The following is a 14,211-nucleotide window of genomic DNA, read 5'->3' on the forward strand; positions in this document are numbered from 1 at the left end:
CCATGACCACCGAATCCAAGCCCCTCGTTGCTCCCGCGCACGTCAGCGCCATTGCGCCTTACCAGGCGGGTAAGCCCATTGAAGAACTGGCCCGCGAGTTCGGGCTGGATCCGGCCGGCATCGTCAAGCTGGCGTCCAACGAAAATCCGCTGGGCATGCCCAAGTCGGCGCGCGCGGCCATGCTGGCCGCAGCCGAGTCGCTGGCCCGCTATCCCGACCCCAACGGCTTCGACCTGAAGGTGGCGTTGGCGGAACGCTACGGCGTGCCGATGAACTGGATCACGCTGGGCAACGGCTCGAACGACATCCTGGAGATCGCTGCGCTGGCCTTGCTGGAGCCCGGCGCGTCGGCGGTGTATGCCCAGCACTCGTTCGCGGTGTACCGCCTGGCCACGCAAGCGCGCGGCGCGCGCCACATCGTCGTGCCGGCGCAAGACTACGGCCACGACCTGGACGCCATGTTCGAGGCCATCGCCGACGACACGCGCCTGCTGTTCATCGCCAACCCCAACAATCCGACCGGCACGTTCGTGCCGGGCGACAAGGTCGCGTCGTTCCTGGAGCGCGTGCAAGCCGCCCATGGCGACCGCGTCACCGTGGTGCTGGACGAGGCCTACAACGAATACCTGGATCCGGAGTACCGCTTCGACAGCACCGCGCTGGCCCGCCGGTTCCCCAACCTGATCATCTCGCGCACGTTCTCCAAGGCCTACGGCCTGGCGGGTTTGCGGGTGGGTTTCTCGGTGGCCCAGCCGCCGCTGACCGACCTGCTGAACCGCGTGCGCCAGCCGTTCAATGTCAACACGCTGGCCCAGGCCGCGGCGATCGCCGCGCTGGGGGACGCCGCCTACCTGGAAGAGGCGTATGCCTCGAACAAGTCCGGCAAGGCGCAATTGTGCGAGGCGTTCGACCGCCTGAAGCTGCGCTATGTGCCCAGCTACGGCAATTTCGTGCTGGTGCACGTGGGCGATGCGCCGCGCATCAATCTGGAATTGCTCAAACGCGGCGTCATCGTGCGCCCGGTGGCTGGCGACGGCCTGCCTGAATGGCTGCGCGTGTCTATCGGCTTGCCGCAAGAGAATGCCCGCTTCATCGATGCCCTGACCGCCATCCTGACCACATGAACGACGCGTTACCTTCTACGAATCAGGGGGCCGCTGGCCCCCTGATTCCTGTATTGGCCGTGGTGGGCGTAGGCCTGATCGGCGGATCGTTTGCCGCGGCGTTGCGCCAGGCGGGTCAAGTGGGCCGGGTGCTGGGAGTCGGGCGCAACGCGTCTTCGCTGGCGCGAGCCGTCGAGCTGGGATTGATCGACGAGGCCGTCAGCGCTGAAGACGCGGCGGCCCGCGCCGACCTGGTCCTGCTGTCCACGCCTGTGGGCGGCTTGAAGAACGTGCTGGCCCGGATGTTGCCGCATCTGGGCGCCGCGACGGTGTTGACCGACGCGGGCAGCACCAAGGCCGAAGTCGTTCAAGCGGCGCGCGAGGCGCTGGCCGGCAGCATCGGCCGCTTTGTGCCGGGACATCCCATCGCCGGCGCCGAGCGCACCGGGCCCGACGCGGCCGATCCGGGCCTGTACCGCGGGCGCACCGTGATCCTGACCCCGCTTGCGGAAAACAGCGTGCAGTCGGTCGACCTGGTGCGGCGTGCCTGGCAGGCCTGCGGCGCCAGCGTGATCGACATGGACGCCGGCTCGCATGACCGCTTGCTGGCGTCGGTCAGCCATCTGCCGCACCTGTTGTCTGCGGTCTACATGGAACAGGTGGCCACGGCCGCCGACGCCCGCACGCGCCTGGATCTGGCCGGCAGTGGTTTTCGTGATTTCACGCGCATCGCGGCGGGCTCGCCGGAGATGTGGCGCGATATCTTCCTATCCAATCGCGATGCGATGCTGGCCGAGCTTGCCGATGTGCGCGCCGTCCTGGATCGTGCCGAACGCGCCATCGCCGATGGCGACGACGCGGCGTTGCTGGCGCTGCTGGAAACCGCGGCCGAGGCGCGCCGCAACTGGCGCAAGGAGTAGCTGACATGGGCGCTTTGCCTTATCTGGACCTGCCGCGCGTGCGGCAAGCGCAGGGCGTCATCGCCTTGCCGGGTTCCAAGAGCATTTCCAATCGTGTGCTGCTGCTGTCGGCGATCGCCGAGGGCACCACCGTCATCACCGGCTTGCTGGATTCGGACGACACGCGCGTCATGCTGGGCGCGCTGCGCCAGCTGGGCGTGCAGGTGTCGGAGCTGGACGCAGGCCGCGTCACCGTCGAGGGCGTGCGCCGTTTCCCTGTGGAAAGCGCCGACCTCTTCATGGGCAACGCGGGCACGGCGATCCGTCCCCTGACTGCTGCGCTGGCCTTGATGGGCGGTGATTACCGCTTGTCTGGCGTGCCGCGCATGCACGAGCGGCCCATCGGCGACCTGGCGGACGCCTTGAATGCGCTGGGCGCCCGGATCGACTACCTGGGCCAACCGGGTTACCCGCCGCTGCATATCGGCCGTGGCGAGATCGCCGCGGACGCCGTGACGCGCGTGCAGGGTTCCGTATCCAGCCAGTTCCTGACCGCCTTGCTACTGGCTGCACCCCTGCAGGCAGGCCGCAGCGGCAAGCCCGTCACGATCGAAGTGGTGGGTGAACTGATCTCCAAGCCTTACATCGAAATCACGCTGAACCTGATGGCGCGCTTCGGCGTGCAGGTGCGGCGCGACGGGTGGAGCCGCTTCGTGGTCGACGGCGGCGCGGGTTACCGCAGCCCCGGCCAGATCGCAGTGGAAGGCGATGCCTCCACGGCGTCCTATTTCCTGGCGCTGGGCGCGATCGGCGGCGGTCCGCTGCGCGTGACGGGCGTGGGCGCCGACAGCATCCAGGGCGATGTCGCTTTTGCCGATACGCTTTCGCACATGGGCGCCAAGGTGGCCTACGGCCCGGACTGGATCGAAGTGACCGGCGTCCGGGTGGCCGAAGGTGCGCGCCTGAAGGCGTTCGACACGGATTTCAACCTGATCCCCGACGCCGCCATGACCGCCGCGGCGCTGGCCCTGTATGCAGACGGCCCTTGCCGCCTGCGCAATATCGGCAGCTGGCGGGTGAAGGAAACCGACCGCATCCACGCCATGCAGACCGAGCTGGAAAAGCTGGGTGCGCTGGTGGAATCGGGGCCGGATTGGCTGCGTGTCATCCCGCCGGCGCAGGACGCTTGGCGCGACGCGCATATCGGCACCTGGGACGACCACCGCATGGCCATGTGTTTCTCGCTGGCGGCCTTTGGCCCGGCAGCGGTTCGTATCCTGGATCCGGGTTGCGTCAGCAAGACGTTCCCGGGTTACTTTGATGTCTACGCGAGCCTGGTATCGGCTTAGTGCACCCCCCATGACTTTGACTTCTTCGACTGATTCCTCTCCGGCCGCCGTCATCACGATCGATGGCCCCACCGCTTCGGGCAAGGGCACCGTGGCGCATCGCGTCGCCAAGGCGCTGGGCTGGGACGTGCTGGACAGCGGTGCGCTGTACCGTCTGACGGCGCTGGCCGCCATCAAACAGGGCGTTGCCGCCGACGACGAGGCGGGCGTGGCCCGCGTGGCCGAAACGCTGGATGTGCGCTTTGATGGCCCCCATGTGTACCTGGAAGGCGCGGACGTCGGCCACGACATCCGCCGCGAGGAAGTGGGCAATTTCGCCTCCCGCGTGGCCGCTTTCCCGGGCGTGCGCCGGGCGCTGCTCGAGCGGCAGCGCGCTTTCCGCCTGCCCCCGGGGCTGGTGGCGGACGGCCGCGACATGGGCACGGTGGTGTTCCCGGATGCGTCCCTGAAGGTGTTCCTGGTCGCCGATGTGGTCGCCCGGGCGGAGAGGCGCCGTAAGCAGTTGATCGAAAAGGGAATTTCTGCTAATCTAGATGACCTTCTGCGAGACATGCGCGAGCGAGACGCCCGCGATACCGAACGGGCGACTGCGCCGTTGGCTCCCGCAGCAGATGCACATGTGCTGGATTCGTCTGATTTGACGATTGCAGAGACGGTGCAGGCAATACTGGATTTCTGGCAACAAGCGCAGGCGAAAGCCTGAAGGCATAAGCCCGAAAACTTGGCTGAAAGCAGTAAGCGGCCAGTCCACTTTTATTTTTTGATTAGGCCCTGTTCTAGCCAGGCGCAACCCCCACGGGACACCCCGCAGGGCAAACCGGCAGGCAGGTATTTTGACTCCACTGTGGCGGGCAATCCGCTGCGGTGTGTTCTTAACGGCCATTTCGGCCCAATGGATTTCAACCCCATGTCTTCCGTTTCCACTACCGCCACCGGCGGCGAAAGCTTCGCCGACCTTTTCGCACAAAGCCTCAAGAGCCAGGACATGAAGTCCGGCGAGGTCATCAGCGCCGAAGTCGTGCGCGTCGACCATAACTTCGTCGTCGTCAACGCCGGCCTGAAGTCCGAAGCGCTGATCCCCCTGGAAGAGTTCCTGAACGACCAGGGCGAGCTCGAAGTGCAACCCGGCGATTTCGTCTCGGTGGCCATCGATTCCCTGGAAAACGGCTACGGCGACACCATCCTGTCGCGTGACCGCGCCAAGCGCCTGTCGGCCTGGCTGCAACTGGAAAAGGCCCTGGAAAACGGCGAGCTGGTTACCGGCACCATCACCGGCAAGGTGAAGGGCGGCCTGACCGTCATGACCAACGGCATCCGCGCGTTCCTGCCGGGTTCGCTGGTGGATCTGCGTCCGGTCAAGGACACCACCCCGTACGAAGGCAAGACCCTCGAATTCAAGGTCATCAAGCTCGACCGCAAGCGCAACAACGTTGTGCTGTCGCGTCGCCAAGTGCTGGAAGCCAGCATGGGCGAAGAGCGTCAAAAGCTGCTCGAAACCCTGCACGAAGGTGCTGTGGTCAAGGGCGTGGTCAAGAACATCACCGACTACGGCGCGTTCGTTGACCTGGGCGGTATCGACGGCCTGCTGCACATCACCGACATGGCATGGCGCCGCGTGCGTCACCCGTCCGAAGTCCTGCAAGTGGGTCAGGAAGTCGAAGCCAAGGTCCTCAAGTTCGACCAGGAAAAGAGCCGCGTCTCGCTGGGCGTCAAGCAACTGGGCGAAGATCCGTGGGTGGGCCTGGCCCGTCGTTACCCGCAAGGCACCCGCCTGTTCGGCAAGGTCACGAACCTGACCGACTACGGCGCGTTCGTTGAAGTCGAAGCCGGCATCGAAGGCCTGGTTCACGTCTCCGAAATGGACTGGACCAACAAGAACGTCGACCCGCGCAAGGTTGTTACCCTGGGCGAAGAAGTCGAAGTCATGGTCCTGGAAATCGACGAAGACCGTCGTCGTATCTCGCTGGGCATGAAGCAGTGCCGTCAGAACCCGTGGGAAGAGTTCGCCACGAACTTCAAGCGCGGCGACAAGGTCCGCGGCGCCATCAAGTCGATCACCGACTTCGGCGTGTTCGTCGGTCTGCCTGGCGGCATCGACGGCCTGGTTCACCTGTCCGACCTGTCCTGGACGGAAACGGGCGAAGAAGCCGTGCGCAACTTCAAGAAGGGCGACGAGATCGAAGCCGTGGTTCTGGGCATCGATACCGACAAGGAACGCATCTCGCTGGGCATCAAGCAGCTGGAAGGCGACCCCTTCAACAACTTCGTCGCCACGTTTGACAAGGGCGCGGTTGTTCCGGGCACCATCAAGTCCGTCGAAGCCAAGGGCGCTGTTGTTACGCTGTCCGTGGACGTTGAAGGCTACCTGCGCGCTTCCGAGATCTCCTCGGGCCGCGTTGAAGATGCCACCACCGTTCTGAACGCCGGCGAAAACATCGAAGCCATGATCGTCAACATCGACCGCAAGACGCGTTCGATCCAACTGTCGATCAAGGCCCGTGACAACGCCGAGACCGCCGACACGATCCAGCGCATGTCCGACGCCAGCGCTTCGTCCGGCACCACCAACCTCGGCGCGCTGCTGAAGGCCAAGCTGGACCAACAGCGCAACGACGGTTAATTCGTGACCAAGTCGGAGCTGATCGCCGCCTTGGCGGCCCGCTATCCTCAGCTGGCCGCCCGAGACACCGATTACGCGGTCAAGACCGTGCTGGATGCGATGACCCAGGCCCTGGCCTCGGGTCAGCGCATCGAGATCCGCGGTTTTGGCAGCTTCTCGTTGTCGCAGCGGTCTCCCCGAGTCGGCCGCAATCCGAAATCCGGCGAACAAGTGCTGGTGCCTGGTAAACAGGTGCCGCACTTCAAGGCGGGCAAGGAATTGCGCGAACGGGTAGACCTGGTCGGCGGCAATGACGAGGACGCTCAATCCTCTGGATCGAGTGAACCGATGCCGTCCATAGCAAGTTTGCACGCCATGCACTGACGGCTCGGCGTAAAGGCTGCCTACGGGCAGATCGGACCGAGAACAGGCCCCTTGAGAAATCAAGGGGCTTTGTTTTTTCCGGTCGCGCGCGTGCCGGCCCGGCGCCTCACGGGGATTTTTTTTCCTTGTGGCTTTGCGGCGTCGCTTACAATTGACAGTCTTGAATTCTCTGGAGCATGCGTCATGCGCTATCTCGTCTGGGCCCTGCGATTGCTCGTGTTTATTGCGGTATTGATGTTCGCCCTGAAGAACACTGATCCGGTCGCCGTGAAGTTCTACGCGGATTACGTCGTGCAAGACGTGCCGTTGATCGTTGTGATGCTGGTCGTATTCGTGGCCGGCGCCCTGTTTGGCTTGTTGCTGACCGTGCCCGCCGCCATGCGCCGCCGCCGCGAAGCCATGCGCCTTCGCCGCGAGCTGGACCGCGTGCAGGCCGCCGTCAATGGCACCACGCCCGTCGTGCCGCCGGAAGCCGTTGCGCCGATGTCGCCGCTGTGATGGCGCGCCGTCTGCCGCACACCTCCTTTTCGCACTGAATTACCGCAAGAGCCCGAATAGTGGATTTTGAACCTTGGTGGTTGATTTTCGTGCCGGTATTGTTTGCGCTCGGCTGGCTGGCCGCGCGCTTCGATATCCGGCAGATGCTTCGGGAAACCCGCAGCCTGCCCGACTCGTATTTCCGGGGGCTTAACTTCCTGCTGAACGAGCAGCCGGACCGTGCGATTGACGCGTTCGTCGAAGTCGCGAAGCTGGACCCGGAAACGACCGAGCTGCACTTCGCGCTGGGCAGCCTTTTCCGCCGCCGCGGCGAGATGGAGCGCGCCATCCGCGTCCATCAAAGCCTGCTGAGCCGGTCCGACCTGCCGGCCGCCGAGCGCGAACATGCGCAACATGAACTGGCGCAGGACTTCCTGAAGGCCGGCATGCTGGACCGCGCGGAAAGCGGTTTCGAACAGCTCAAGGACACGCGCTACGCGCTGCCGGCCCTGCGTTCGCTGATCCGCATTTTCGAATCGGAACACGATTGGCCGCGAGCCATCGAGGCCGTCAAGACGCTGCAAGGCCTGGTCGACGAGCCGGTGCCGCAGATCGTGCATTACTACTGCGAGCAGGCGCAGACGGCGCTTACCGCCAAGCCCGCGGACGTGGATGCCGCGCACAAGGCGCTGGATGCCGCCGATCACGCGCTGTCCACCACCGACGTGTCGCAGAGCAAGGGCGCGATGGTGCGCACGGCTGTGCTGCGCGCCCGCCTGGCCTTGATGGAGCAGGACCCCAAGCGCGAACGCCTGTACCTGGAATCGGTGATGACCGATGCCCCGGAATACGCCGGCCTGGTGGCTGAGCAGTTGCTGGCCAACTACCGCGCGGCCGGCCAGGTCGAAGCCGGGTTGGAGTTCCTGCAAAAGCAATACCAGCGCCATGCCTCGCTGGACCTGTTCAATGTGGTGTTCCGCGAATTGCGCGTGCAGCAAGGCTCGGCCGTCGCCTGGGCATTCGCGCGCGGCGCGCTGCGCAGCCATCCGTCCCTGCTGGGTCTGGACCGCCTGCTGGAAGCCGAACTGGCCAGTCCGGAAGCCGGCGTCACGGAGCAGGGGCCGGTGCCCGGCGCCGACCTGACGCTGTTGCGCAGCCTGATCCACAAGCACACGCAACGGCTGGACCGCTATGCGTGCCGCAGTTGCGGTTTTCAAGCGCGTCGTTTTTACTGGCAATGTCCCGGCTGCAACGCCTGGGAAACCTATGCGCCGCGCCGCCTGGAAGAACTTGAATGAAGCCTTTCCCCGCCGAAGCCATTTCGCGTAGCCGCGTCCTCGTGGTGGGCGACGTGATGCTGGACCGTTACTGGTTCGGCGAAGTCGAACGCATTTCACCGGAAGCGCCGGTGCCCGTGGTGCGCGTGGCGCGCCGCGAAGACCGCCTGGGCGGCGCCGCCAACGTGGCCCGCAACGTGGCGGCGCTGGGCGGCCAGGTGACCCTGGTGGGCGTGCTGGGCGCGGACGAGGCCGGCGACAGCATCCGCCGCCTGTCCGCCGAAGCCGGCATCCACACCGACCTCATCGCCGACCCCTCCCTGCACACCACGCTGAAGATGCGCGTGCTGGGCCGCCAGCAGCAGCTGCTGCGCGTGGATTTCGAACAGCACCCGGAGCAGGCCGCGCTGGACAGCGTGGACGCCGCGTTGGCCCGTCATCTGGCCAACCACGACATCGTCGTGCTGTCCGACTATGCCAAGGGCGTGCTGACCCGTGTCGAATCGCTGCTGGCCATGGCGCGCCATGCGGGCATCCCGGTGCTGGTGGATCCCAAGGGCGACGACTACGCGCGCTATCGCGGCGCCACGCTGGTCACGCCGAACCGCTCGGAAATGCAGCAGGCCGTGGGCCGCTGGAATTCCGAGGCCGAATTGACCGATCGGGCGCAACGCTTGCGCGCCGACCTGGATCTGGAAGCCTTGCTCGTGACGCGCTCCGAGCAGGGCATGACGTTGTTTACCGATACGGGGCGCGACCACATCGATGCGCAAGCGCACGAAGTGTTCGACGTGTCCGGCGCGGGCGATACCGTGCTGGCGACGCTGGCGGTGTCGCGCGCGATCGGCTTGCCGTGGGCCGAGGCCATGGGCTGGGCCAACAAGGCCGGCGGCATCGCCGTGGGCAAGCTGGGCACATCCGTCGTCACCGCAGCCGAATTGGCAGGAGAATCCTCATGATCGTCGTAACCGGAGCCGCAGGCTTCATTGGCAGCAATCTGGTGCGCGGGCTGAACCGCCGCGGCATCCAGGACATCATCGCGGTGGATGATCTGACCGAAGGCGACAAGTTCGTCAACCTGGTCGATTGCCAGATCGCCGAGTACATGGACAAGGACGATTTCCGCCGCCGGGTCGCCGACGGCAGCCTGCCGGCCGTGCGCGCCGTGCTGCACCAGGGCGCGTGTTCGGACACGACCGAGCGCAATGGCCGCTACATGATGGACAACAACTACCGCGTCACGCTGGAGTTGTTCGAATTCTGCCAAGCGCGGCGCATTCCGTTCCTGTACGCCTCGTCGGCAGCGGTGTATGGCGGCTCGTCGATCTACGTCGAGCATCCCGACAACGAAGGCCCGCTGAACGTCTACGGCTATTCCAAGCTGCTGTTCGATCAGGTGCTGCGCAAGCGCATGGACAGCCTGACGGCACAGGTCGTGGGGCTGCGCTACTTCAATGTCTACGGTCCGCATGAACAGCACAAGGGGCGCATGGCCTCGGTGGCCTTCCACAACATGAACCAGTTCCTGGAACATGGCCATGTGCGCCTGTTCGCGGGCTGGGACGGCTATGTGGATGGCGGGCAGAGCCGCGACTTCATTTCGGTCGAAGACGTGGTGGCCGTGAACCTGCACTTCCTGGACCATCCCGAGCAGTCGGGCATCTTCAATTGCGGCACGGGCCGGGCGCAGCCGTTCAATGACGTGGCCGCGGCGGTGGTGAATACCTTGCGCGCCGAGCGCGGCGAAGCCGAGCTGACGTTGGCTCAGCTGGTGGAGCTGGATCTCATCCGCTACATCCCGTTCCCGGACGACTTGAAGGGCCGCTACCAGAGCTATACGCAGGCGGATGTCACCCAACTGCGCACCGCCGGGTTCTACGCGCCGATGCGGGACGTGCAGACGGGCGTCGCCGAGTACGTGCGCTATTGGCGCGCGCGCCGTTAAGTCGGGCATCGCCTGGCCGGCGTCGCGCCGCCTTGCCAGGCCTTGAAGGGAAACCACCGGTCCGGTGGTTTTTTTTCGCCCCCGTACTTGCCGGGGTGGATGATTCCGTTCACCGGGCCGCCTGGGGTTGCGCGGGACCGCGATGATTCAAGGGTGGCGCGACAGCCGTCGCGTCCAGTCCGTTCAGGAGACCCTCATGCATTCTTTGTTCGAATTCAACGCCGCTCAGGTGCGCGATTGCCCGGCACGGCGGAGGACGTCCCGGCCAGCCGCGACGCGGGTCCGCCCCCGCAGGCTGCAGCAGGCGCTGGGTGCGCTGCTGGTGACGGCGGGGCTGGGCGTGGCGGCGCCGCCAGCCCAGGCACTGGACGTCAATCAGGCCAGCGCGCAGCAACTGGAAGGCATCCGGGGCATCGGTCCGCGCACCGCCGAGATCATCGTGGGCGAGCGGGAGCGCGGCGGCAAGTTTGACTCGTTCGAAGATCTGGCCGAGCGCGTGCGCGGGATCGGGCTGAAAAAGGCGCAGGCGCTGGAGTCGGCAGGCTTGCAGGTAGGGACGGGCGGCGCAGCGTCCGCAGGCGTAGGGGCGGTTGTCCGTGCGTCCACGGGGGCTAAACCCGGGGCTAAACCCGGGGCCAGGCCTGAGGGCAAGCCCGGCGACGCCAAGCCTTCTGACGCCAAGGCCGCCGCGAAGTCGGCGGCGGCAAAGCCGGCCGCCTTGAAGGCGCAGGCGCCGTCCCGGCCCTGACCGGCGGTTCGACTGACGGGACCTTCTGCCGGGCACCTCCTGGCGGGAACCTCTGACGGAAACCCCGGACGGTAACCCCTGACGGTAACCCCCGGGCGGTAACCCCTGGCGGGAGCGCGGCTTTTGGCCGCGTCCGCCGCCCGGCGGAGTTATCATCGTCCGCATGACTACCTCCTACCCCACTATCGAGCAGACCGTCGGCAACACGCCGCTGGTGCGTTTGCAGCGCATTCCCGGTGCCGCGGGCGACGCGCGTGGCAACGTCATCCTGGCCAAGCTGGAAGGCAACAACCCCGCCGGTTCCGTGAAGGACCGCCCGGCCTTGTCGATGATCAAGCACGCGGAAGCGCGAGGCGACATCAAACCGGGCGATACCCTCATTGAAGCCACCAGCGGCAATACCGGCATCGCGCTGGCCATGGCGGCGGCGATGAAGGGCTACCGCATGATCCTGATCATGCCGGACAACCTGTCGGTGGAACGCCGGGCGGCCATGGCGGCCTATGGCGCCGAACTGATCCTGACGCCGGCCGACAAGGGCGGCATGGAATACGCCCGCGACCTGGCTACCGAAATGCAGGCGGACGGCAGGGGCGTGGTGCTGGACCAGTTCGCCAACCCCGACAACCCGCGCGCACACGTCGAAACCACCGGCCCCGAGCTCTGGGACCAGACCGAGGGCCGCATCACGCACTTCGTCAGCGCCATGGGCACGACGGGCACCATCATGGGCGTGTCGACCTATCTGAAATCGCGCAATCCGGCGGTGCAGGTGGTGGGAGCGCAGCCGGCTGAAGGCTCGCAGATTCCCGGCATCCGGAAATGGCCCGAGGCCTACCTGCCGAAGATCTTCGACCGCAGCCGCGTGGACGCCTACGAGTCCATCGAGCAATCGGAAGCTGAAGTCATGGCGCGCCGATTGGCCGCGGAAGAGGGCATCTTTGGCGGGATTTCGTCGGCCGGCGCGCTGGTTGCCGCCCTGCGTGTGGCGCAGCGCGTCAACGACGCCACGATCGTCTTCATCGTGTGCGATCGCGGCGACCGCTATCTGTCCACGGGCGTCTTCAACTGACCTCTGAGTGTGCAGGGGCACAGCCCCCACGATAAGAAACGCCCCGTTCAACGGGGCGTTTTCCTGTCTGCCGGAGGAGGATCAGCGCGCGACGCGGGCTTCGATCTCGCTGGCCAGGTCCGCCACCGAGGTGGCGTAGAAGTAGCTGCGGTTGTACTTGGTCAGGGCGAAGAAGTTGGGCGTGCCGACCCGGTACTGGGCAGTACCCCGGGCCTCTTCCACCAGATCGACCACACCCAGGGGCTGGCTGCCCCAGCCCGTCGCGGACGCGCCCGGTTGCAGGCGCGCGCCGGCGGCGCTGAGCGTGGCCCAGCTCTGCTTGGGCTCCAGTCCGCCATCGACCAGCGCGGTGGGATCCGGGGGCAGGGCCACGGGCGCGAATACGGGCAGGCCGCGCTGCCAGCCATGCTGCGCCAGGAAGCTGCCCACGGACATGATGGCGTCCTGGGTATTGTTGGTCAGGTCGATATGGCCGTTCTCGTCGCCGTCCACCGCGTAGTGCATGATGCTGGTGGGCATGAATTGCGGCATGCCAATGGCGCCGGCATACGAGCCCCGCGTCTCCAGGTCCAGCTTGTCTTTCATGACCAGCGTCAGGAAATCCGCCAACTGGCCCCGGAACATCGTGGCGCGTTCGGGCTTGTTGGGGTCGGGATAGTCGAAGGCCAGTGTGGCCAGCGCGTCCAGCACCCGGAAATTGCCCATATTGCGGCCATACAGCGTTTCGACGCCGATGATCGACGCGATGATGGGCGCCGGCACGCCGAAACGCTGCGCGGCCTGGTTGAGCAGGTCGCGGTTCTCGTTGTAGAAGTCCACGCCCCAGCCGATGCGCTTGGGTTCGACGAAGCGCGACCGGTACGTCAGCCAACTGCGCCAGATCTTCTTGCCCGGTGGGGAAGGCGCGATCAGGCGCGACACCGTGGCGTTGTAGCGTGAGCTTTCCAGCGCCTTGACCATGGGGTTCAGCGGCAGCTGGCGTTCTGCGGCCAGTTCTTCCACGAAGCTGCGCACTTCCGGACGCAGGGCGCCGGTGGCGGTCAGTGTGGCGGGTGCATCGTCGGGGAGTTCGGAGCCTGGTGTCGGCGTACTGGGCCCGATGCGGATAGCGGTGTTGGCCGTGGCGGCCGCGGGTTGCGCGGCGAGTGAATTTGGAGCGGTGGGAGCGGTGGTGGAGCAGCCCGCCAGCAGGGCGGAGAGTGTTCCGAGTTGCAGTAATCGCCGACAGATGAACATAATCTTCCTTATGGAGACCATGTATCTTACTCACCCGGCATGCCGCTTGCATGAAATGGGCAGTTGGCATCCCGAAAGCCCGCAGAGGCTGGACGCCATTTCCGACCAATTGCTGGCAAGCGGACTGATGCCTTATCTGGACGACCGGCAGGCGCCTCAGGCATCGCGTCATGACCTGCTGCGCGTGCACACTGTCCAGTATCTGGACAGTTTGCGCGAACATACGCCGGACCAAGGGTATTACCCGATAGATCCCGACACGCTGATGAATCCGCACACCTACGAGGCCGCTCTGCATGCGGCCGGCGCAGGGGTGGCGGCGGTGGATGCGGTGATGGGCGGCGAGGCCCGCACGGCCTTCTGCGCCGTGCGTCCGCCCGGCCACCATGCCTGCCGGTCGCAGGCGATGGGATTCTGCTTCTTGAACAACGTGGCCATCGCGGCGCGCCATGCGCTGGACTTCCACGGCCTGTCGCGCGTGGCCATCGTGGACTTCGACGTCCACCACGGCAACGGCACCGAAGACGTCTTCGCCGGGGACGACCGCGTGCTGATGTGCAGCTTTTTCCAGCACCCGTTCTTTCCCAACAGCGGCACGGAACACCCGGCCGCCAACATGCTGAATGTGCCTGTGGCCGCCTACACCACGGGCGCCGCGGTCAAGACGATCGTCACCGACACCTGGTTGCCCAGGCTTGAGGCCCATCGTCCGGAACTGATCCTGGTATCGGCGGGGTTCGACGCCCACCGCGAGGACGACATGGGCCAGATGGGCCTGGTCGAGGCCGACTACGCCTGGATCACCGAGCAGCTCGTGGACGTGGCGGAACGCCACTGCCAGGGGCGGATCGTCAGCACGCTGGAGGGCGGTTACAACTTGTCCGCCTTGGGCCGCAGCGTGGTTGCGCATATACGAGCGCTGGCGAAGCTGTAGAATCAGGAAAAAATTGTGCAATGCGATCCCGGCGCATGCCGGGTCATTATTTCCATTTGGAGGCAGCGGGATGAAGGTGTTGGTACCTGTCAAGCGCGTCGTTGACTACAACGTCAAGGTGCGCGTCAAGTCGGATCAGACTGGCGTGGATATCGCCAATGTGAAGATGTCCATGAACCCCTTTGACG

General features: G+C 65.6%; 14 protein-coding genes and 1 pseudogene. 14 read left to right on the top strand and 1 reads right to left on the bottom strand.

The window, feature by feature from the left end:
- The first annotated feature begins 2 nt into the window (after nt 1–2).
- The 12 genes from hisC (at nt 3) to cysM (ending at nt 11,853) form a co-directional block, all read left to right on the top strand.
- Nucleotides 3–1,124 (top strand): histidinol-phosphate transaminase, encoded by a 1,122-nt coding sequence (gene hisC, locus ACO6D5_RS11810; RefSeq protein ID WP_485825489.1) that lies wholly within the window; start codon nt 3–5, stop codon nt 1,122–1,124.
- A complete protein-coding gene (locus ACO6D5_RS11815; protein ID WP_315845732.1) occupies nt 1,121–2,023 on the top strand; it encodes a prephenate dehydrogenase in 903 nt (300 codons plus the stop codon). Before hisC ends, ACO6D5_RS11815 begins: the two co-directional genes overlap by 4 nt.
- Nucleotides 2,024–2,028: 5 nt before the next feature.
- Nucleotides 2,029–3,351 (top strand): 3-phosphoshikimate 1-carboxyvinyltransferase, encoded by a 1,323-nt coding sequence (aroA, locus tag ACO6D5_RS11820; protein WP_485825490.1) that lies wholly within the window; start codon nt 2,029–2,031, stop codon nt 3,349–3,351.
- Nucleotides 3,352–3,361: 10 nt separating this feature from the next.
- Complete coding sequence (gene cmk / locus ACO6D5_RS11825) at nt 3,362–4,054, top strand: (d)CMP kinase (RefSeq protein ID WP_315845734.1); 693 nt, start codon at nt 3,362–3,364, stop codon at nt 4,052–4,054.
- Between the two features lie 204 nt (nt 4,055–4,258).
- Entirely contained in the window at nt 4,259–5,971 is a 1,713-nt protein-coding gene (rpsA, locus tag ACO6D5_RS11830; protein ID WP_006225145.1) for a 30S ribosomal protein S1, read from the top strand.
- A 3-nt stretch (nt 5,972–5,974) separates the two neighbouring features.
- Entirely contained in the window at nt 5,975–6,334 is a 360-nt protein-coding gene (locus ACO6D5_RS11835; RefSeq protein ID WP_485825491.1) for an integration host factor subunit beta, read from the top strand.
- 183 nt (nt 6,335–6,517) lie between these two features.
- Nucleotides 6,518–6,832 carry a LapA family protein gene (locus ACO6D5_RS11840; protein ID WP_006225143.1) on the top strand — a complete coding sequence of 105 codons (315 nt, stop codon included), beginning with the start codon at nt 6,518–6,520 and terminating at the stop codon, nt 6,830–6,832.
- Between the two features lie 59 nt (nt 6,833–6,891).
- Nucleotides 6,892–8,109: a lipopolysaccharide assembly protein LapB gene (lapB, locus tag ACO6D5_RS11845; protein ID WP_485825492.1), complete on the top strand. Its 1,218-nt coding sequence runs from the start codon at nt 6,892–6,894 to the stop codon at nt 8,107–8,109.
- Nucleotides 8,106–9,047, top strand: a complete 942-nt coding sequence (rfaE1, locus tag ACO6D5_RS11850; RefSeq protein ID WP_315845736.1) for a D-glycero-beta-D-manno-heptose-7-phosphate kinase — start codon at nt 8,106–8,108, stop codon at nt 9,045–9,047. Before lapB ends, rfaE1 begins: the two co-directional genes overlap by 4 nt.
- Nucleotides 9,044–10,033 (top strand): ADP-glyceromanno-heptose 6-epimerase, encoded by a 990-nt coding sequence (gene rfaD / locus ACO6D5_RS11855; RefSeq protein WP_315845737.1) that lies wholly within the window; start codon nt 9,044–9,046, stop codon nt 10,031–10,033. Before rfaE1 ends, rfaD begins: the two co-directional genes overlap by 4 nt.
- Nucleotides 10,034–10,229: 196 nt before the next feature.
- Complete coding sequence (locus ACO6D5_RS11860) at nt 10,230–10,781, top strand: ComEA family DNA-binding protein (RefSeq protein WP_485825493.1); 552 nt, start codon at nt 10,230–10,232, stop codon at nt 10,779–10,781.
- A 163-nt stretch (nt 10,782–10,944) separates the two neighbouring features.
- A complete protein-coding gene (gene cysM / locus ACO6D5_RS11865; RefSeq protein ID WP_315845739.1) occupies nt 10,945–11,853 on the top strand; it encodes a cysteine synthase CysM in 909 nt (302 codons plus the stop codon).
- Between the two features lie 81 nt (nt 11,854–11,934).
- Here cysM and mltB read toward each other — a convergent pair whose 3' ends face one another.
- Complete coding sequence (mltB, locus tag ACO6D5_RS11870) at nt 11,935–13,089, bottom strand: lytic murein transglycosylase B (RefSeq protein ID WP_315845740.1); 1,155 nt, start codon at nt 13,087–13,089, stop codon at nt 11,935–11,937.
- Between the two features lie 10 nt (nt 13,090–13,099).
- On the opposite strand from mltB, the gene ACO6D5_RS11875 reads away from it, so the two are divergent.
- Nucleotides 13,100–14,023 carry a histone deacetylase family protein gene (locus ACO6D5_RS11875; protein WP_315845741.1) on the top strand — a complete coding sequence of 308 codons (924 nt, stop codon included), beginning with the start codon at nt 13,100–13,102 and terminating at the stop codon, nt 14,021–14,023.
- A gap of 70 nt (nt 14,024–14,093) precedes the next feature.
- Nucleotides 14,094–14,211 (top strand): annotated as a pseudogene (locus ACO6D5_RS11880) (electron transfer flavoprotein subunit beta/FixA family protein); the annotation flags it as partial.

Source organism: Achromobacter sp. (genome assembly GCF_057314935.1).

Bases quoted from the DNA above. Each gene is read 5' to 3' on its own strand.
- hisC (WP_485825489.1), top strand. From the start codon at position 3: ATGACCACCGAATCCAAGCCCCTCGTTGCTCCCGCGCACGTCAGCGCC.
- ACO6D5_RS11815 (WP_315845732.1), top strand. From the start codon at position 1,121: ATGAACGACGCGTTACCTTCTACGAATCAGGGGGCCGCTGGCCCCCTG.
- aroA (WP_485825490.1), top strand. From the start codon at position 2,029: ATGGGCGCTTTGCCTTATCTGGACCTGCCGCGCGTGCGGCAAGCGCAG.
- cmk (WP_315845734.1), top strand. From the start codon at position 3,362: ATGACTTTGACTTCTTCGACTGATTCCTCTCCGGCCGCCGTCATCACG.
- rpsA (WP_006225145.1), top strand. From the start codon at position 4,259: ATGTCTTCCGTTTCCACTACCGCCACCGGCGGCGAAAGCTTCGCCGAC.
- ACO6D5_RS11840 (WP_006225143.1), top strand. From the start codon at position 6,518: ATGCGCTATCTCGTCTGGGCCCTGCGATTGCTCGTGTTTATTGCGGTA.
- rfaE1 (WP_315845736.1), top strand. From the start codon at position 8,106: ATGAAGCCTTTCCCCGCCGAAGCCATTTCGCGTAGCCGCGTCCTCGTG.
- rfaD (WP_315845737.1), top strand. From the start codon at position 9,044: ATGATCGTCGTAACCGGAGCCGCAGGCTTCATTGGCAGCAATCTGGTG.
- ACO6D5_RS11860 (WP_485825493.1), top strand. From the start codon at position 10,230: ATGCATTCTTTGTTCGAATTCAACGCCGCTCAGGTGCGCGATTGCCCG.
- cysM (WP_315845739.1), top strand. From the start codon at position 10,945: ATGACTACCTCCTACCCCACTATCGAGCAGACCGTCGGCAACACGCCG.
- mltB (WP_315845740.1), bottom strand. From the start codon at position 13,089: ATGTTCATCTGTCGGCGATTACTGCAACTCGGAACACTCTCCGCCCTG.
- ACO6D5_RS11875 (WP_315845741.1), top strand. From the start codon at position 13,100: ATGGAGACCATGTATCTTACTCACCCGGCATGCCGCTTGCATGAAATG.